We start from the raw sequence: 16,369 nt of genomic DNA on the forward strand, positions 1-16,369 counted from the left end.
TCCACAAAGAATGCCACAGACACCTGCATAGTGGGAAGCAACCTGTGTACAAGGGAGCTTGAGCCGGATGATGGGGAACTGTCACGTCCGGTTCTGAGGGGAGAGAGGTACGGTGACGTATCCTCTCTTACCCGACAAGAATGCCGCACGTTACCGCAGTTTAAAGATAGAGGGACAAGCTGTAACCGTTGAGCGCATAGAGAAAAATTGGTTATTTATATCCATCTCAAAACTAAAAGGATGGGTAAAGGTGCGATTGCATCGCGCAATAATTTCTGGATTTAAACTTAAAAATGTTTTGCTAACAAGCAAGGCAGACGGATGGTATATCACCATCTGCTTGGAAGATTCCAGCGTACCCGCTTTTAATCTTGATGAAATAATTCCAAGCTGGAATAACACATTGGGATTGGATGCTGTCCTTCATGAGGAAGATTATCTGGCAACCTCGGAAAACGAGAAGCTGCCAGCATTAAAATACTTCAGAAAGTAGGAAGAACGTTTGGCGCGCATCTCCAAGCGCAAAGCCGCCAAAAAGAAAGGTAGTAGGGCACGCCGCAAGTTGGCAAAACGGGAAGCAAGGGTTCATCAGGGCATTGCCCGTTCCCGGCGCGACCACGCATTTAAAACGGCTCATGCATTGGTGCGAACTGGCAAAAAAGTCTTTGTACATGAAGACTTAAATCTCAAATCTTTGTCAAAACGAAATAAGGCAAAACAGGATGATAATGGCAAATATTTACCCAACGGTCAATCAGCCAAAACCAGGTTGAATAAATCTTGGAATGATGCTGGGTTTGGACAGTTTTTCTCTATCCTAGAATACATAGCTTCAAAAGCTGGGGCTAGGACGATTGCTGTCAATCCCGCGTATACTTCGCAACTGCTTGCATATCGCGATGAATTTGTTTTTACCGACTGCGGTATACGCGAATATTGGGACAAAAAAGAATCACTTTATGTTGACCGCGATGTGAATGCATCTATCAACATAAAGCGCGTGGGGTTGGGACTTTTCCCCACGATAAAACGCCGTAAAGGGAATCCTGTAGTGGTTGATTCTACTACTAACAGTACCTCGAAGGAAATTCTGGAAACGTTAATGCGTCCCAGAAGCCTACACTGACAAGCGAGCTTTCGGGGGGAAGCTTCCCCCCGAAACGTCGCGCCCGTTAGGGCAGTGTAGGTAGTTCACTTGGGCAAGCTCTTGGCGAGTCAGGAGCCATTTTGCAACGAACTCTTTTGGATGCACTAAAACCCCCTGGTTCGTAACACTGTGGTTAAACTGCAATTTCCGTAAGCAACGCTTAAGATTCGCCAGAGTTCTTCAAGGCGCTCTGGTGTGTCGATGGTTTCAACGACTATTTCTGGCTTGGGTTCAAGCGCTTCCAGCAGTTGTTCGCAGGCAGCGACGTGCGGGGAAAGGTTTGCCATAAATACTTTAACTAATTTGTCATAAGAACACCTCCGATGCGGGAAACTCCGTGTCTTTAGACCGGAGAGGAACGCACGGAAGCGGTTTTAACCGCCTCCAATATTCAGCCGTGATGTGGGTCATTAATATACCTTTGAATTGTTTCGGCCCTGACGTTACCTGCCGTTGAAAAGAAGTAACTGTTAGTCCACAAAGAAGGAAGCTTTTGGAGTTCCGGAAACTCTTTTCTAAGATAGTTAGCCGACCGTCCCTTGAAAGCTTTTGCCACTTGAAAGATAGCATCTGTTGGATGAATCTCAACAAAAAGATGAATATGGTCGGAGGCAACCTCTAGCGCTCTAATGTGCCAGCCCTTTTCAGTGGAATATCTTCAGAAAATATTTCGTAAATTCTATCTCGAATCTTCCCCACAAGTACTTTTTTGCGCCGTTTTGGTATCCAGACTAAATGAACCACGCATAAACCAATAGCGTGATTGTAGTGCCTGGACTCGTATGAATTTTTTCGCATTAACATTCCGGATTGACTGTTGTTCTTATTGTAGACTACAATAAAGCAAGCAACAACGTCCAAAAAGGTCGGAATGGCTAAAACCAAAAAACAAATGGGTGTACAGCAAATGCTGTTGCATCCTGATAGAGAAACAAAAGCAATACTTCAGTACTTGTGCGAACAGTCCGGAAAGTTGTACAACAATGGCGTGTATTTTGCCCGACAAACTTTCTTTAAGATGGGCAAACTTATAACGGGAAAGTTTGACTTAGTGTATGAGCCAACAGTGAGCAAAAGCAAAATTGCTCAGTCAATGCCTTCAAGGCCAGCACAACAAACTTTGTTGAGTGTTGCAGAAGCGTTTAAATCTTACAAGGAACTGCGTGAACTTTGGTTTAAAGGGCAATTGCCTGACAAACCGAAACCACCAAGTTACCTCAAAGGAACGAAGTTGTTTAAAATAGCCTACCCCAATTCTGGGGGACAGAAACCAAAAGTAGTTGATGGTCAGCTTCAGTTTTCTCTTGGTTTAACAGTAAAACGATGGTTTGGTCTCGACAGCTTTAAGCTTCCAGTACCAACAAACCTAGATTTAGCGGTCGTCAAAGAATGGACAATTATGCCTAAAAATGGTGCATTTTACCTGGAAGCATCTTACGAAGTGAAAAGCCAAGAAACCTTTTTGGGGCTTGACAATCAGGCGTTGTCGATTGACCTTGGGACGGCTGATAATCTTGCAGCCTGTGTTGACACATTAGGAAATTCCTTTCTGATTGATGCTCGTGCAATGAAAGCATTTAATCAGTATTGGAACAAACAAGTGGCAACCCGAAAAGAAGGCAAGCCTCAAGGATACTGGGATGCATGGCTTGATCGTGTGACCCGCAAACGCAATCACAGGATGAGAGATGGCATAAACAAAGCTGCCAGGATAATCGTTAATCACTGCCTCAAGTACGGTATCGAAACAATTGTATTAGGCTGGAACGAAGGCTTTAAGTGTTCTTGTGACATGGGTAAGCTGAACAATCAAAAATTTGTTCAGATCCCATTAGGAAAACTCAAAGATAGAATTGAGCAACTGTGCAATTTGCATGGCATTAAGCTCGTGATGACTGAAGAGTCTTACACGAGCAAAGCGAGCTACTTAGATGGTGACTCCCTACCCAAATACGGCGAAAAACCGGATGGGTGGAAAGCGTCTGGTAGAAGAACAAAGCGCGGATTGTACAAAAGCAAAAATGGCTCACTTGTTAATGCAGACTTGAACGGTGCTGCAAACATAATGAGCAAAGTAGCCAGAAAGCTAGGCATCGATCTAAGCCGACTGGGTAGACGGTCTTTGGCGACCGTAGCGAGAGTTAGACTGTGGGCGCTACCTCAGTTTACTTTGTCCGCAGAATCCCCGTCACTTTAGTGCGGGGAGTGTCAAGATGACATATTAACTAGATGCGCTTCTGTGTCTTTAATCCTACATCAAACAGAAAAAGCCCCAGCTTGCAGGCTGGGGTTCAAACAATAGGGAGAAATTCAATGAGTGACGTTGTTAACTCTGGTGAAAACTCTTATATTCCTAGCTGACGCCGAATGCAGTCAAAACCAACAACGAAACGAGGAGAATCGCGGCAGCACCTTGAAAAGCATAGCGTTGCTGCTGTTCGGTTGAGGGGTATTCAGCATAATACATAGCGGGTTCAGCAGCGTAGTTGTTGAGAAGACCTTCGTTGTTACTGGTGTACATAGTTTGCTCTCTGCTATCTGTTAACTTATGTAAATTAATGTAACGATTTTTGGGGTAAGCGTCAATGGATTGACGTGCTTGTGCTATGAGTCTTGCTTTGAGCAACCATAGGCTTAGCTAAACAGAGGTTGCCCCCAGGGGGCAACCTCCGTTTAGAACCATTACACTGTGATGCTTTCCAGATTTTGGTCAGTCTCTTACGTAGTGCGATGGAGCGGAATTCGCTTGGTGACGATGCTCATGACTTCCCCATTGGGAGCAGGCATAAGAAAACTCCAATCGCTGACAAAGGCGAACTGGAGCTTGTAAAGCCAACGAATCGTGTAGGTAACCCCGTAGTGCGAACCGAAAACCATTACCCTGACAACTTCATAGCCATCAGAGGGAACTGGCTGTTTGTCCACACCAGGAATCACCGACGGCAAAGTATCGCCTTCTCCAGGTACAAAGCCCTGAGTGTGCGCGTAAACGAATTGCGGCGGGGAACTTAGTACCGTTCCCCACGCGATGCCAAAGTTTGTCATCATTAATGTACCTCTTGATTTATCTCTTGTAGGTGGCGATCGCATTTAGCTGTCCAGGCGTGGTGCGATCGCTTTTTGGTATCCTAGCAGGTAATTCACCAATAAACCACCTATAACCTACTATTAAACCATGAATGAACCAGTAAGTTTCAAAAACTCCTCCCTGGATTACACCAAAATCAACTTGCCCAACTTTCCAAACACCAGAATTCAGACTGCACCTCTATCAACCTTGGACTACGCCAAGTTCAAAGTAGGCTGCAAGCTCAAAAATCGTTCGATAGGAGGCAATGGGCAACAAGCGATGACAGACCATGTTTTGCGATCGTGGCACGAAGACGAGCAGCGGTTAATTGTAGAAGCCAACCGACTGCGAATAACTCCAGAGGAGCTTTTCAACCAGCTGGTAAGAGAAGACGGTAACGAATAGCGATACGCCTTTAGGCAGGCTGCGCGAACGCTCACCAGCCCAATAAAAAAAGCCGCCCCACCCCTGGGGCGGTTTGTGTCTTCGCGCGGCTAGCTCTTGGCATATCGCCACCAGTCGATACTTTCTGAGACTATCGCCAGCGTTGCTACAAAGTCGTTACCAGGTTTTAACCAAGACCAATCAGATAGTGCGATTGAGCGGGATTCGCTTGGTCAGAATGCTCATGACTTCCCCATTCGGAGCAGGCATGAGGAAACTCCATTCGCTGATCTGAGCGAAATTGAGCTTGTAAAGCCAACGAATGGTGTAGTTAACGCCGTAGTGGGAACCAAAAACCATTACCCTCACAAGCTCGTAATCCCCTGTCGGGGCTGGTAGGGTGTCCGCATACGGAATGACCGAGGGTAAAGTGTCGCCAAACCCAGGCACGAAGCCCTGAGTTTGCGCGTAAACGAATTGCGGCGGGAAACTTACTGTCGTTCCCCACCAGATCCCAAAATTTGTCATGATAATTCTGCCCTCCTATAGGACAACTCTATCGGGGTGGAAGTCTCCGCCTAGTGCAGCGAACACAGGGCGGGGACGCACTTATATTTATTGATGACATACTATAGCATAAAAGTTCTAATCATGTGATAAAATTTCTATTATTAGTAAACGATGACTTTTCATGATTCGCGAGATCCGGATCAACTATATATTTGCAGACGACCCTACCTGGGAAAAACTCATGCTGGCTTGCGATGAGCTGGGATGGAACAAGTCAACCATTGTTAAGCAATGTTTGCACGGGTTTTTCCACCGCGACGGAGAGTTTTACGCCAAGGCCGGTATCCTTGATGCACAGTATCGCGGCATGAGCGAAGAAGAGTATTTTAAGACTCTGCGCGATGGCCCAGAAGAAGACTTGCCACGATACCAGCAGGGTAGACCTGGGTTTGGTGTTTCTCCTATCGATCCTATTGAGCCAATTCCCACAGACCCCGGTTACAAGCGTACCTACAACACAATTGGCTTGTCCGCTTACAATTATGTGCTGCTAAAAGTAGCAAGGATTGTGGATGGCGGATCGATGATTCAAGTGATTAGTCGGATGATCGTGAAGCACCTCAATGACCATTGGGAAATCACATATCAGCCGCAGATCGATCGCGACCACAAGTGTAAGTTCAAATAGGAGCAAAATTATGACTGCAACAATTAATACCGAACTTAACTCAGAGCGGGTAAATAAAGCTGTTGAAGCGATTTTGTCAGCGCTGGGCGAACCTGAAACCGATTTACACAGAGAAGCGATGAGTGCTTTCCATCGGGGCGATCATCAGGTGGTGAAACGATTGGCAGCAACTAACCTATCTGATTCCTATTGCAAGGCTTTAGGTTATTTGGGGGGAGCATTGAAACTGACGCCAAATACAGATACTATTCTTGCCGAATCTGCACGATCGGCGGCTGATTTTGTCAGGGAAAGAACGCTGGCGAGTTTAGGCGCTGAAATTGCGAAGGCGCTTGGTTAGAAACAAACGTTAGGGTTCAACCAAGTTATTGTAGGGGCACGGCATCAATAAGCTTTGTCGCCAGCACAAACTTCCTCTCTTGCTGTGACCCTACTAATGATTCAGATGCTAATCTGTCAAATTTCTACCTTTAATTTCTGCCAACATTGCAGCATCTGGCACTTTTTCAGGCGTGTAATAACCTGCCGCTTTCTTGGCAGCAATTTCTACCTGTGCATCGGCGGGAATCCAATCTTCTGGAATGGGAATGCGTTCGATGACTTCAATTCCAGAATTGACGATCGCGTTATACTTCATATCGCTCATCGACACTAAGCGATCGATGCGAGTAATTCCCAACCAGTGCAGTATATCTGGCATTAATTCTTGGAAGCGCATATCTTGCACCCCGGCGACGCATTCGGTGCGGGTGAAGTAGGCATCGGCGCGATCGCCTCCTTCCTGGCGCTTGCGGGCATTGTAAACCAAAAATTTGGTGACTTCCCCTAATGCCCTTCCTTCTTTTCGCAAGTATACGATTACACCCGCACCCCCTGCTTGTGCAGTCTGGATGCAAACTTCAATTCCATGCACTAAATAAGGACGACAGGTGCAAATATCCGACCCAAACACATCTGAACCGTTGCACTCATCGTGGACTCGCACGGCTAGCGGTTTGGTGGTGTCTGTAATAGCTGCTACATCCCCAATGATATAAACCGTAGTTCCACCGATGGGGGGTAAGAAAGCGTGCAAATCCGGGCGCGTTACCAGTTCGGGGAACATTCCCCCCGTTTGCTGAAATAGAATGCGGCGCAAATCGCTTTCTTTTACGCCCAGTCGCTGGGCAATTCCGGGTAAGTACCAAACTGGATCTATTGCAGCTTTTGTTACCACCAAGCTACCGTTACTTTTTAAGATCTCCCCGTCAACTTGCAAGCGCCCTTTGGCAATGCAATCTTGCAGTTCGGGCATGGTAATGTGCGCTTTGGTAATCGCGATCGTGGGGCGAATATCGTATCCTTGTTCGTAATACTCGGCGTATGCTTCTTCTACCATCGCCCCAAACGGATCGAGGGAAACAATTTTTTGCGGATCGAACCAACTTGGATATGGCCCAATTTGGACAACGGGGGCGGTATTGGTCAAATCTGCCCGATGATCGCTTTGAAGGCTTCCAGAGGCGATCGCTAGCGCCCGATACACTGCATAGGAACCTGAATGGGTGCCAATCGCGTTGCGATGGGCAGCGTTTCCCAATGTCCCTATTATCGGCCCCCGTTGCAGCGGGTCGATCTCGCCCCAACGAATCGGTATCGGTTTCGCCCCGGATCTGCCAGGGTGGGAAGTTAAAACAATATGCTTGTGCTTAGAGACTGATGTTGGCTGTTGCATATCAAGTTCTCCAGAAAATGCACCGATGACGATCTCAATTTGTCAAGTATGCCAAATCTTTTGCAGCGATCGCCCTGGCGGTAAATCAAAAATTGTGTCTGCTTTCACATTTTGCCATTTTTATAGTACATTTGTATCGTAAAAGTACAACCCCAGCAGCCTGGTGCGTTACCCAGGCTGTTTTTTTCTTGCACAAAGCTATTTTGGGGTGGCTCGACAGGAAAAGTATAGAGTTAGCGATCGCGTGGATAGAATAAGGTTACAAACGCTACAATTTTTTGATTTGTAACAAACCAATGTGGCGATCGCTACAATATTTGCTTCTATCTTTAGATTGATTGCGCTGGTAATTGGATTGAATTATGCTCATACAGTCTACGTCTTAAGAGGGAAGTTAAAAAATGGATCCCAAATTAGACGGAAAACAGGGATTCTCTGGAATCTTTGAGGAATTTGCAGCGCAAATCTTTACAAAAAGGGTTCTTGCGTTTGCAGAAGCGGCGAATCAACCTTTAGAGACAGAAACTAGCCAACAGGAAATAGCGCTTTCCGAAAGGTGTAAAGAAGCGGTTGCAGAAGCTGGACAGGTAATAGAGAATCTAATGGCTGAGGTAATTGCCGAGCTAGTTGCCGAAAAGCAAGCGCAATTCGAGGCAATGGCAAAAACAATGACTGAGCTAGTTGAGGACAAGCAGGCACAATTTAATGGCAAAGCTGTCCCTACCCATGCTACGCAAGACAGATCAAAAGTAGCTTTGATATCCTCCCCATGCAGCGCTACAGATCTGCGGTTGCTACTAATGCTGGGATTGGGCGTGCTTACCATCCGACAGTGGTTCGATAAAGGGTTTCAAATCGAGGAGTTACCTTGGTATCTCTTGACTTGGTATGCCTTCGACGCCTTGATGAAACCGAGTTACAAGAGCGCAAACTGGCAAACTAAAACTAGCTTAGCAGGCGAAACTCCCTAGCCAAAACAGAGATACTAACGCAAGTTGCTAGTTATCTCATGCATAGCAGCTAATGGCTAATGGCTAATCTGGGTAAAAATCCTATATTAGCAATTAGCAACGCCCTTGTTTATAACTAGCAACTTGGGTTACTAACAAACCCGCACTAACTATAAAGGCGTATCAATTTACTTCAGGGCAGTTTTTCAGGGTCACTACTAACAAGGAGAAATTCTGATGATACAAGCCATATATACTGCCGTCAAAGGCAGAGCGATATATCAAATTGATCGACTTTACAGCTCCCAGTCTTTAAAAACATACCTGGAGCGATCTCTTCTAGAGAAGGCGGAAATAAACGATGTCTCTGTCAATACACTAACGGGCATTATGCTTGTCCTTTATCACCCAGACAAGACCCCAGTTGAAATTACATCTCTGATTGAAGAAAGTGTATTAAATTACCATGTCGATCCGGAGCAAATCGAGACAAAGAGTTATTTACCCAAAACTCTACAACAATTGACACGAATGGTTGCTGATGCTGAAGCATAAACGGCAGAAAATCAGCAACTTGTGTTAAGCTGCTACGCACCTAATTTGAGAGTCAAATTTTCCCTTCTTCTTGTGGGGTGGGCATCTTGCCCGCCTCTTTATTGGATTTAAATGCGTAGCAGCTTAGCTGGTGCTACTCAATTTGCAGCCGCCGCAGAACAATTGAGAGACATGGTTGCCGATGCTGAAGCACAAGCGGCAGAAAATCAGCAACTTGTGTTAGCTGGTGCTACTCAATTTGCAGCGTCCGCGGTATATCTCATATCAATTCCGTTTATGCAGTCACGGTAAAAGTTCTCCGCGTCAGAGCGTTAGCCTTGACTATGAGTACCTAAACTCACATCTTGCACCTTTCCACCGACCCGTGGGGAAATAAATTTCCGGACTAACAGATCAAGTCCATTAAAATGGACTGAAATTCCGTTTGAAGAAGTGTTTAAGCTGCTACGCATTTAAATCCAATAAAGAGGCGGGCAAGATGCCCACCCCACAAGAAGAAGGGAAAATTTGACTCTCAAATTAGGTGCGTAGCAGCTTAATCCTCTTGAGAGCGGTTCACGGAGGCGCTCGCGCCCGTTAGCGATCGAAGAAACTCTTTCTCCCCTGCTCCTGGAGCTACTCTGCTCCCCTGGAAGTTTCTTAGGAGGACTTTACCTAAAAGCCCGTGAATTTATTATCTCGCGGGTTAATGAGCAGGTGCAAGATCTGAGTAAAAGGAAGCGATATCAAGCGGTCGATTTATGCAGTCTGGTGGCTTTCCCCAGGCTGTTTTTTTTCACAAAACTATTTGCTCATAGCCAAAATTTTCTAACCCTAACGCTTTTTGATCAAATGATATTTTGTCAGGCAAATCACCCATAATTAAAACTCAGAGCATCACCGCTCTCCCTTGTCACCGCCTCAGTCCTAACTATCGGTATTCAAGCGGACACGATATGAGGCAGAGCCTCGTTTTAACGTTCCCAGGCAGGAGCCTGGGAACTAGAATTAAGCTGGAGATGGTTGTTTTTGAGCGTAAAGATCATCGCAATATAGCGCCCATGCAGCGCCAAATATACCCGTGAGGGAAGCGGCGATTGCAGCTGAAACTCCCCATCCCATTGGTCCAAACCAATCTGTAATTTCACACAATATTGCTGTGCTTGCTTTAGAAACAATATAAGCCGTTCCCGTTGCCGCAACTGTGACTAAACCTATCTCTGCCAGCATTTCTAAAAGCGCCTTTCTGGTTAAATCTTCCTCAAAATAGATTTTCCAGATAGTGGTATACATTAGCACATCAGAAGCGGTTAAAACTAAGTGTTTGGGAACTTCTATACCGGGAGTTGGTGCAGCGGAGGCGGTACCGCTACCAACTGCGTAACCGGCAATTGCTAAGGCAGCTTCTAATCTTTTTTTACCCAGATTGCTCACAGTCCTATCTCCTCTAGAGCCATGTCTACTTTATCAACTTATTGAAGTTGCTGACTCGCCGCGTCAACTTGAGTGAGACAATATGGAGAGACTGCTCGCGTCAAGAGGGAGAGAATATGACTATTCAAGTCGGCGATAAAATTCCATCGGTTAATTTGTTAACGATGACGAGTGAGGGGCGTCAAACAATATCCACCGACGAACTATTCAAAGGGAAAAAAGTGGTCTTGTTTGCAGTCCCTGGTGCATTTACGCCCACATGTTCCGAACAGCATTTGCCGGGTTTTATTACCTATGCCGATGAAATTAAAGCTAGAGGTGTCAATACGATCGCCTGTATTGCCGTTAATGATGTTTTTGTCATGGATGCTTGGGGAAAAAATCAGAATGTCGGCGATAAAATAATGATGCTTGCCGACGGTGACGGTGAATTTACCAAGGCTCTGGGGTTAGAATTAGACTTGCGCGGCAAGGGTTTGGGCGTGCGATCGCAACGCTATGCCATGATAGTTGAAGATGGTGTCGTCAAATCCCTACAAATCGATCCACCTAAAACATTTGAAATCAGCAAAGCTGAAGCCGTTCTAGAAAGACTGTAGTTAATTTCAGATTTGAGATTGAAGATTGCAGATAGATTTGATTTCAGATTTGAAATTTTAGATGGCAGATTTAAAGCGTTATTTTCTTCTTAAATCTGCAATCTTAAATCTGCAATCTGCAATCTTCATCAATTTGCAATTAGTCGCGCTAGCATCTGGGCGTAGGGAGATTGATGCAGGTGCGCTTTGCCTACCGATCCGAATAGTTGCAACTTTTCTGCAACTACCGCTTGCATCGATGCAATTGCTTCTTGAGTTAAATCGAGTAAATCGGGAGTTTTAGGCGAACCCAACTGTTCTTTTAAAGACCGCAAATAAGCCTGACGTACTTCAGTATTGACGTTAAACTTGGATACGCCCAATTGTATCGATTTACTAATCATCGACGCAGGTAAACCGGAAGCGCCGTGTAATACTAACGGAATGCTAATCAACTTGCGAATTTTTGCCAGTCGGTCAAAATCTAATCTGGGTTCGCTGCGATATTCCCCATGCACGTTACCAATTGTAACGGCTAAAGCATCCACCCGTGTTGCCGCTACAAATTCAACCGCTTGAACAGGATCGGTCATTTTTGCTTCTTTTTCGGCGATGCTTAAACCATCTTCTGTGCCGCTAATTCTGCCAATTTCTGCTTCAACTGCTGCCCCATAAGTATGGGCTAACTCGGTCATTTCTTTTGTAAATGCTAAGTTCTCACTATAAGGTAAATGAGAACCATCTGCCATAATCGAATTCATCCCCGCTTGCAGAGCCGTTTTGATTGCCGCAGCGTCAGTACTGTGATCTAAGTGAACTGATATAGGTACTGTGGCGGCGCGCGCTGCTTCCAAACAAAGCGCGACCAGAGGAGATCCGCCAGACTTGAGCGAACTGGGGTGAAGTTGCAACATGGCTGGACTTTGGTGCGCCTCTGCCGCCCCTATAACTGCCTTTACCCCTTCTAAGTTATAGACATTAAACGCGCCGATGGCGTAGACATTGCGGCGGGCTGTTTCCAATAGTTCCAGCGTAGAACTCAGCATAATTGCTATCCCGATAGATACCTTATTTTAGAATTGCCAGTGGCTCAAGATAGCAGCGATCTTGTTGCTTTTCTACCATTGTTGGAGATGTTTTTGTTTTTGGACTTCTGACTCTAACTTAATCATCAGGTCAATCATCATTCTGACGTGGTCGATGGTTGCATTCAAACCGTTTTCGCCGACGAGACAGCCGTAGCGAGGCAAGTTTTCTTTTGGGTGTTGCCAGCGCAACCATAGTTTGCCGTTAATCAGTTTTGTAGTGATCGACCAGCCTTTATAGCCTCCAGGAATTTGCTCAATGTCGGCTTTGTAGGGAGAAGATTGTTCCAAGGATTCTCTTTGGCTAGTTAACAACATAGTTCTGGCGTTTTAAATCCATCAATAAATGGGAAAACTAGGGAGTGAACTTCTGGAGAGGATAAAGTATAGGTGTTTATTTCTAGCTAAACAACGTATTTTTACTAGAGTTTCACCCGTTCCAGGTATCTTCACAAGAAGTCCAATCATGTTAAATATCCAGGAAAATCCCGGCCCTAGTTGCGATCCAACTCGCTGGCAATTTGCGATCGCTATCTCTGGTTGAGTGCGATCGCTTCCGGTCGATTTTGTGAGCTGAGGCGGCTGAAGCCTGTGACTCAAATCAATTTCTCCCTGTGATTTAAATCATATAACAGATGCATCAATTCTGGCAAGCGTCAGTACCCGATGTAAAACCAGAATCAGGCTGTTGGCAGCGAACCAGAGGCAAAGAAACCGGGTTTCTAAGCTCGTAGTGCGTAAGTCCTGATTGAATCTCCGGCTCTTATGACCAGATTATTCACAGAAATTTGCTAAAAAACGAAGAAATCTTATTAAAAGTCAATATTTTTTGTGTCAGATATTTAATATATGATAATTAATATTAAAATCAGGCGCTCGCGCCCGTTCGTAGTAGGCGCTTGGGCGCCGCGGGTATTGGGGATGAGGCAGGGGTGGGATGGTTCCCCAGTAGTCAGAAGAGGCGCACAGATGCGCGCCCCTACCGCTCAAGGCAACCAGAAATTTGGTAACAAAGGTTTCAGACTATTGCGTACCGATTGGTTAAGCGATCGCGCCATCTGAATGTGCAATTCATCCGCCTCCACAGGGATAATTTCTGCTTTACTTCCCTGCTGCAAGCGATCGATAACTAAATTCGCTGCTTCTAACCCAGTCACATAAGCCTTTTCTTGCGACCAAGAACCGTGACGGTTAATAATCCAATCCCCACTCATAAAGGCATTTTCAAAACTCGTCACCGCAGGCAGCATATACTGATAGCTACCCGGTGCAAAATGGGTCACCGCACGAGGCAATCGAATCACGCTGCTATCGATAACTTTTGCTTTGGCAAAAGCCGGAACGCAGGTGGCTAAATCCCGCTGCACAATCGGCACAATTTCTGCATCGCTTAAAGGCAAAAATTGATTTGCGTGATAGAAATCCGCTTCGATAACCGTACCCGGTTCATCGCGAAATTCATCGTGCAGCGCATTCAGATCGAAAAACGTCCATCCTGTAGTGGGATTAAACCCAAAACAAGCATTAGAAGGCAAAGGAATATCTATTTTGCGGTCAAACCACAACCGGGTAGCCAAAACATCAACCGCGCCCAAATTCATTACGTCGCGAAATTCCTGGCGTTTTTGCAAGCTAGGACTGCCGGAGATAATTTTCTGCATCCCAGTCACGCCAACCGCAAAAATCACCGCATCGGCGTCGAAAGTTTCATCCCCGCAGACAACGCCAGTGACGCGATTGTTATCAACAATTAAATCGCTGACGCGGCGATTTGTTGCCACCTTACCCCCGGCTTTTTCAATTTGTTCTACCCAAGGACGAAAGATTTTTTCGCCTACAGTTCCGCGACACCAAACCACATCAAAATCAGGTTGATGCGCCAGGATAAAAAAGTAAAGCATTCCCAAAGTAGCAGCGGCAGAACATTGTTCCCCTGGGGCAAATAAACCGACTAACAACATCGGTTCAAAAGACTCGCGGTAAAGTCTTGCAGAAACGCCAAATTGTTTGAATAATTCGCGGGCAGTTACGCCATCATAGCGTCGCCAAGCTGCATCGGAATTATCAAAATCAACCACAGCGTAGAGTAAAGGTAAAGCAGAAAGGCGATCGATTAATGGTAACCGCTTGAATTGGGTATAAATAAAAGTTCCCAGAGGCGAAGGCAGTCGCGGCAAATCTTGAAAAATCGGCGATTCCACTTCCAAACCTGCGGGAGAATACTGAGAAGAACGAGTCCAAGGTGTAAAAGGACTCAAACCTAATTCTCGCACCAGTTGAAAGATATTGTTGTAGGGATACCAAAAGCCGTGAATACCAGCTTCTACAGAACGTCCCCCCGCCGTTTTCCAACCGGCGACTAAACCGCCTGGATAGGGGCCTGCTTCTAGTAGAGTAACATCGTAGCCTTGTTTAGCGAGGTGGTAGGTGGCGCCCAAACCTGCCCATCCTGCACCGATAACAACAACCTTTGGAGTTTGCGATTGATCTGACATTGTGGATATAGTAATTCTTTATTTAGCTTAAATGCGATCAGTTCTGAGAAACCGGGTTTCTTTCTGCGTTCGCGCAAGCGTGCCGGAGGCATATCTCTAGTTACAAAGCGACGATTTTTCATAGAAACCCGGTTTCTTTCCGTCACCCCACCCATGCATCTAAATCCAAAGTGAAGTGATGGGGGTTTTGCAGCACAAAAGAGCGACCTTGTTTGAGCAAATCCCCTTGACAGATAATAGGAATCCTAGCTTGATAAGCTTTGACTGCCAGTTCGTAGACAGGTTCGGCTAGTTCAAGCTGAATTCGCCGCAGCTTTCCCACAACAACACCCATAAGAGTTACTTTCCCAGTTGTGGTGAATTCTTGCAAGTTGGTAACGATGCCTTGGATAGATATATTTGGGGCGCAGGTGAAAAGATTGCTGAGAATTTCTAGTTGAGAAGTCTGTTCGGCAATTTCCAGAGTTTGCAAAACTTCAGCCATCCGACGGGGAAAGTCCAAAAATTCGGATTTTAAGGGTAGCAGAATCTCCAGATCTTCTCCTATTTGATTCTGACGAGTCCAGATAGAAGCATTATCTTGAATCTGTCGCACTTCTTGCCAGTGATGTTGTTGGAGATAGGTACGCACAATTTCTGGATCTATGCACTTCAAAATTTCAGGATCTCGCACGGTGACTATCATAGGATTTCGCCTGCCTCGATTCGCTGCATTAGGGTTTTAAGATCCTCTACATTAAAGATATTCTGCTGGGGTATGGAAATAGTGACGCTAGTTTGATTCTGAGTTGGAGGTTGACCTCGTAAAGAAACCCAGTAGCCACAATATCTCAGACAAAGTTCCTGTCGAGATTGAGTTAGCCAGTTGTCCGGGTTATCAGGTACAACTACAATCGCCAAGATGCGGGGAGTTTGAACATTCTCTACCCTCAATTCATTGTAGTTTTTTAATGGGAGAGGATATCTGATTATGTCATTGCTAACCAAATCGAGAGAGGTGCATTTTACCTGGAGTTCAAGGCGGGGATACCGAATGATTCCACCCCCACTACCACCAGCAAGAATGATATCAATGCCATCAAAATCTAGTGGTTTGGCTGCAATCTGGAAAGAATAGCCAGGGGTTGAAGCAACTGCATAGATATAGGCATAGCTAAACTGTTCTTTTTGCTGGTTGATGTCCACTAACCTACAGCCTCCACAGGTTTCTCAGCATTTGAAGGTAGAAGCGATCGCTCAATCTTCTAAAATTTCCACTAAGTCATCAATTATCACATCAAATGTAACGGCAAGCTTTTTCAACGCCGTATAGTCTCTAAAATCTAAACTCAATAAATTTTGGTAACGTAACGCCACGGGGATCTTGACAGTTGTCCCCAATCGAGCTATCGTCTCTGTTTAAGGTTGCTCGAGTTCAACGACAGCAACCCTTGTCCACCCAAAAATCTAGTATCGCTGCCCAATGCCGCTGGAACGGCAATGGACAGCTTGACCCCCAAACTGTGTGACCCAGCCTGGAGGCTAAATGAGAATTTTAACATTTCTCCTTAGCCACCCTGCGAAAGCGCTGCCTGCGGGGTGGCTAGATTTTTTGGTTTCCAGTCCAAAAAACAAAAAAACAGGAGAATATATCATGGCAGAATCCCCAGCTATAAATTCATCTGCCATGCCCGCAGGTCATACCAGCGAAGTTCCGTTTGCCCCGCACCCACATCTTCTGTCGAAACACGTAAGTATCTAAACCCTCCCCACAGGTTTAACAGCAAAACCCGCTCGTTAG

Annotated in this window: 22 protein-coding genes and 1 pseudogene; 10 read left to right on the forward strand and 13 right to left on the reverse strand. The window is 45.6% G+C overall.

What is annotated here, in order from left to right; all coding sequences use genetic code 11:
* Positions 1-112: 112 nt before the first annotated feature.
* The gene (locus tag ACE1CM_RS46455) at positions 113-493 is read left to right on the forward strand and encodes a hypothetical protein (RefSeq protein WP_374886415.1); all 381 of its coding nucleotides are present in this window, start codon (positions 113-115) and stop codon (positions 491-493) included.
* A 9-nt stretch (positions 494-502) separates the two neighbouring features.
* Positions 503-1,126: an RNA-guided endonuclease InsQ/TnpB family protein gene (locus tag ACE1CM_RS46460; protein ID WP_374886416.1), complete on the forward strand. Its 624-nt coding sequence runs from the start codon at positions 503-505 to the stop codon at positions 1,124-1,126.
* 125 nt (positions 1,127-1,251) lie between these two features.
* Here ACE1CM_RS46460 and ACE1CM_RS46465 read toward each other — a convergent pair whose 3' ends face one another.
* Both ACE1CM_RS46465 and tnpA read right to left on the reverse strand, forming a co-directional pair.
* Positions 1,252-1,434 (reverse strand): hypothetical protein, encoded by a 183-nt coding sequence (locus ACE1CM_RS46465; protein ID WP_374886417.1) that lies wholly within the window; start codon positions 1,432-1,434, stop codon positions 1,252-1,254.
* Between the two features lie 104 nt (positions 1,435-1,538).
* Positions 1,539-1,945: pseudogene (gene tnpA, locus ACE1CM_RS46470) on the reverse strand (IS200/IS605 family transposase).
* A gap of 73 nt (positions 1,946-2,018) precedes the next feature.
* On the opposite strand from tnpA, the gene ACE1CM_RS46475 reads away from it, so the two are divergent.
* Positions 2,019-3,344, forward strand: coding sequence for an RNA-guided endonuclease InsQ/TnpB family protein (locus ACE1CM_RS46475; RefSeq protein ID WP_374886418.1), 1,326 nt, complete (start codon positions 2,019-2,021; stop codon positions 3,342-3,344).
* A gap of 156 nt (positions 3,345-3,500) precedes the next feature.
* Here the strand turns inward: ACE1CM_RS46475 and psb34 are convergent, their stop codons facing one another.
* Together psb34 and ACE1CM_RS46485 are read right to left on the reverse strand one after the other, a co-directional pair.
* Positions 3,501-3,668 (reverse strand): photosystem II assembly protein Psb34, encoded by a 168-nt coding sequence (gene psb34, locus ACE1CM_RS46480; protein ID WP_374886419.1) that lies wholly within the window; start codon positions 3,666-3,668, stop codon positions 3,501-3,503.
* Between the two features lie 197 nt (positions 3,669-3,865).
* On the reverse strand, positions 3,866-4,195 hold the full coding sequence (locus tag ACE1CM_RS46485; protein WP_374886420.1) for a hypothetical protein: 330 nt from the start codon (positions 4,193-4,195) through the stop codon (positions 3,866-3,868).
* Positions 4,196-4,322: 127 nt separating this feature from the next.
* Between ACE1CM_RS46485 and ACE1CM_RS46490 the strand changes: the two genes are divergently transcribed.
* Entirely contained in the window at positions 4,323-4,622 is a 300-nt protein-coding gene (locus ACE1CM_RS46490; RefSeq protein ID WP_374886421.1) for a hypothetical protein, read from the forward strand.
* Positions 4,623-4,802: 180 nt separating this feature from the next.
* On the opposite strand, the gene ACE1CM_RS46495 is transcribed toward ACE1CM_RS46490, so the two are convergent.
* Positions 4,803-5,129 carry a hypothetical protein gene (locus tag ACE1CM_RS46495; RefSeq protein ID WP_374886422.1) on the reverse strand — a complete coding sequence of 109 codons (327 nt, stop codon included), beginning with the start codon at positions 5,127-5,129 and terminating at the stop codon, positions 4,803-4,805.
* Between the two features lie 163 nt (positions 5,130-5,292).
* On the opposite strand from ACE1CM_RS46495, the gene ACE1CM_RS46500 reads away from it, so the two are divergent.
* Positions 5,293-5,799, forward strand: a complete 507-nt coding sequence (locus tag ACE1CM_RS46500; RefSeq protein WP_374886423.1) for a hypothetical protein — start codon at positions 5,293-5,295, stop codon at positions 5,797-5,799.
* A 10-nt stretch (positions 5,800-5,809) separates the two neighbouring features.
* Entirely contained in the window at positions 5,810-6,139 is a 330-nt protein-coding gene (locus ACE1CM_RS46505) for a hypothetical protein (RefSeq protein WP_374886424.1), read from the forward strand.
* Positions 6,140-6,247: 108 nt separating this feature from the next.
* Here the strand turns inward: ACE1CM_RS46505 and ACE1CM_RS46510 are convergent, their stop codons facing one another.
* Positions 6,248-7,513 (reverse strand): GTP cyclohydrolase II, encoded by a 1,266-nt coding sequence (locus ACE1CM_RS46510; protein WP_374886425.1) that lies wholly within the window; start codon positions 7,511-7,513, stop codon positions 6,248-6,250.
* Positions 7,514-7,914: 401 nt separating this feature from the next.
* Here ACE1CM_RS46510 and ACE1CM_RS46515 point away from each other — a divergent pair, with 401 nt between their 5' ends.
* From ACE1CM_RS46515 to ACE1CM_RS46525, 3 genes are all read left to right on the forward strand, one after another.
* Positions 7,915-8,484 carry a hypothetical protein gene (locus tag ACE1CM_RS46515; RefSeq protein WP_374886426.1) on the forward strand — a complete coding sequence of 190 codons (570 nt, stop codon included), beginning with the start codon at positions 7,915-7,917 and terminating at the stop codon, positions 8,482-8,484.
* A gap of 216 nt (positions 8,485-8,700) precedes the next feature.
* Positions 8,701-9,018 carry a hypothetical protein gene (locus tag ACE1CM_RS46520; protein ID WP_374886427.1) on the forward strand — a complete coding sequence of 106 codons (318 nt, stop codon included), beginning with the start codon at positions 8,701-8,703 and terminating at the stop codon, positions 9,016-9,018.
* Between the two features lie 111 nt (positions 9,019-9,129).
* Positions 9,130-9,309: a hypothetical protein gene (locus tag ACE1CM_RS46525; RefSeq protein WP_374886428.1), complete on the forward strand. Its 180-nt coding sequence runs from the start codon at positions 9,130-9,132 to the stop codon at positions 9,307-9,309.
* A 696-nt stretch (positions 9,310-10,005) separates the two neighbouring features.
* Here ACE1CM_RS46525 and ACE1CM_RS46530 read toward each other — a convergent pair.
* Positions 10,006-10,431 carry a hypothetical protein gene (locus tag ACE1CM_RS46530; RefSeq protein WP_374886429.1) on the reverse strand — a complete coding sequence of 142 codons (426 nt, stop codon included), beginning with the start codon at positions 10,429-10,431 and terminating at the stop codon, positions 10,006-10,008.
* Between the two features lie 116 nt (positions 10,432-10,547).
* On the opposite strand from ACE1CM_RS46530, the gene ACE1CM_RS46535 reads away from it, so the two are divergent.
* Positions 10,548-11,030, forward strand: a complete 483-nt coding sequence (locus ACE1CM_RS46535) for a peroxiredoxin (protein WP_374886430.1) — start codon at positions 10,548-10,550, stop codon at positions 11,028-11,030.
* 128 nt (positions 11,031-11,158) lie between these two features.
* Here the strand turns inward: ACE1CM_RS46535 and ACE1CM_RS46540 are convergent, their stop codons facing one another.
* From ACE1CM_RS46540 to ACE1CM_RS46565, 6 genes are all read right to left on the reverse strand, one after another.
* A complete protein-coding gene (locus ACE1CM_RS46540; RefSeq protein WP_374886431.1) occupies positions 11,159-12,055 on the reverse strand; it encodes a ketose-bisphosphate aldolase in 897 nt (298 codons plus the stop codon).
* 72 nt (positions 12,056-12,127) lie between these two features.
* Positions 12,128-12,412: a hypothetical protein gene (locus ACE1CM_RS46545; RefSeq protein ID WP_374886432.1), complete on the reverse strand. Its 285-nt coding sequence runs from the start codon at positions 12,410-12,412 to the stop codon at positions 12,128-12,130.
* 21 nt (positions 12,413-12,433) lie between these two features.
* On the reverse strand, positions 12,434-12,694 hold the full coding sequence (locus tag ACE1CM_RS46550; protein ID WP_374886433.1) for a hypothetical protein: 261 nt from the start codon (positions 12,692-12,694) through the stop codon (positions 12,434-12,436).
* Between the two features lie 386 nt (positions 12,695-13,080).
* Positions 13,081-14,589 (reverse strand): FAD-dependent oxidoreductase, encoded by a 1,509-nt coding sequence (locus ACE1CM_RS46555; RefSeq protein WP_374886434.1) that lies wholly within the window; start codon positions 14,587-14,589, stop codon positions 13,081-13,083.
* A gap of 142 nt (positions 14,590-14,731) precedes the next feature.
* Positions 14,732-15,274 carry a hypothetical protein gene (locus ACE1CM_RS46560; protein ID WP_374886435.1) on the reverse strand — a complete coding sequence of 181 codons (543 nt, stop codon included), beginning with the start codon at positions 15,272-15,274 and terminating at the stop codon, positions 14,732-14,734.
* Positions 15,271-15,774 (reverse strand): DUF4365 domain-containing protein, encoded by a 504-nt coding sequence (locus ACE1CM_RS46565; RefSeq protein ID WP_374886436.1) that lies wholly within the window; start codon positions 15,772-15,774, stop codon positions 15,271-15,273. Before ACE1CM_RS46565 ends, ACE1CM_RS46560 begins: the two co-directional genes overlap by 4 nt.
* Positions 15,775-16,369: the final 595 nt, after the last annotated feature.

The organism is Microseira sp. BLCC-F43, assembly GCF_041929235.1.
In the GTDB taxonomy this organism is placed as follows: domain Bacteria; phylum Cyanobacteriota; class Cyanobacteriia; order Cyanobacteriales; family Aerosakkonemataceae; genus Microseira.

Excerpts from the sequence above, each read along its gene's own strand:
- ACE1CM_RS46505 (WP_374886424.1), top strand. The coding sequence starts at position 5,810 with ATGACTGCAACAATTAATACCGAACTTAACTCAGAGCGGGTAAATAAA.
- ACE1CM_RS46535 (WP_374886430.1), top strand. The coding sequence starts at position 10,548 with ATGACTATTCAAGTCGGCGATAAAATTCCATCGGTTAATTTGTTAACG.
- ACE1CM_RS46520 (WP_374886427.1), top strand. The coding sequence starts at position 8,701 with ATGATACAAGCCATATATACTGCCGTCAAAGGCAGAGCGATATATCAA.
- ACE1CM_RS46525 (WP_374886428.1), top strand. The coding sequence starts at position 9,130 with ATGCGTAGCAGCTTAGCTGGTGCTACTCAATTTGCAGCCGCCGCAGAA.
- ACE1CM_RS46510 (WP_374886425.1), bottom strand. The coding sequence starts at position 7,513 with ATGCAACAGCCAACATCAGTCTCTAAGCACAAGCATATTGTTTTAACT.
- ACE1CM_RS46475 (WP_374886418.1), top strand. The coding sequence starts at position 2,019 with ATGGCTAAAACCAAAAAACAAATGGGTGTACAGCAAATGCTGTTGCAT.
- ACE1CM_RS46485 (WP_374886420.1), bottom strand. The coding sequence starts at position 4,195 with ATGATGACAAACTTTGGCATCGCGTGGGGAACGGTACTAAGTTCCCCG.
- ACE1CM_RS46515 (WP_374886426.1), top strand. The coding sequence starts at position 7,915 with ATGGATCCCAAATTAGACGGAAAACAGGGATTCTCTGGAATCTTTGAG.
- ACE1CM_RS46560 (WP_374886435.1), bottom strand. The coding sequence starts at position 15,274 with ATGATAGTCACCGTGCGAGATCCTGAAATTTTGAAGTGCATAGATCCA.
- ACE1CM_RS46500 (WP_374886423.1), top strand. The coding sequence starts at position 5,293 with ATGATTCGCGAGATCCGGATCAACTATATATTTGCAGACGACCCTACC.
- psb34 (WP_374886419.1), bottom strand. The coding sequence starts at position 3,668 with ATGTACACCAGTAACAACGAAGGTCTTCTCAACAACTACGCTGCTGAA.
- ACE1CM_RS46495 (WP_374886422.1), bottom strand. The coding sequence starts at position 5,129 with ATGACAAATTTTGGGATCTGGTGGGGAACGACAGTAAGTTTCCCGCCG.
- ACE1CM_RS46490 (WP_374886421.1), top strand. The coding sequence starts at position 4,323 with ATGAATGAACCAGTAAGTTTCAAAAACTCCTCCCTGGATTACACCAAA.
- ACE1CM_RS46540 (WP_374886431.1), bottom strand. The coding sequence starts at position 12,055 with ATGCTGAGTTCTACGCTGGAACTATTGGAAACAGCCCGCCGCAATGTC.
- ACE1CM_RS46465 (WP_374886417.1), bottom strand. The coding sequence starts at position 1,434 with ATGGCAAACCTTTCCCCGCACGTCGCTGCCTGCGAACAACTGCTGGAA.
- ACE1CM_RS46555 (WP_374886434.1), bottom strand. The coding sequence starts at position 14,589 with ATGTCAGATCAATCGCAAACTCCAAAGGTTGTTGTTATCGGTGCAGGA.
- ACE1CM_RS46545 (WP_374886432.1), bottom strand. The coding sequence starts at position 12,412 with ATGTTGTTAACTAGCCAAAGAGAATCCTTGGAACAATCTTCTCCCTAC.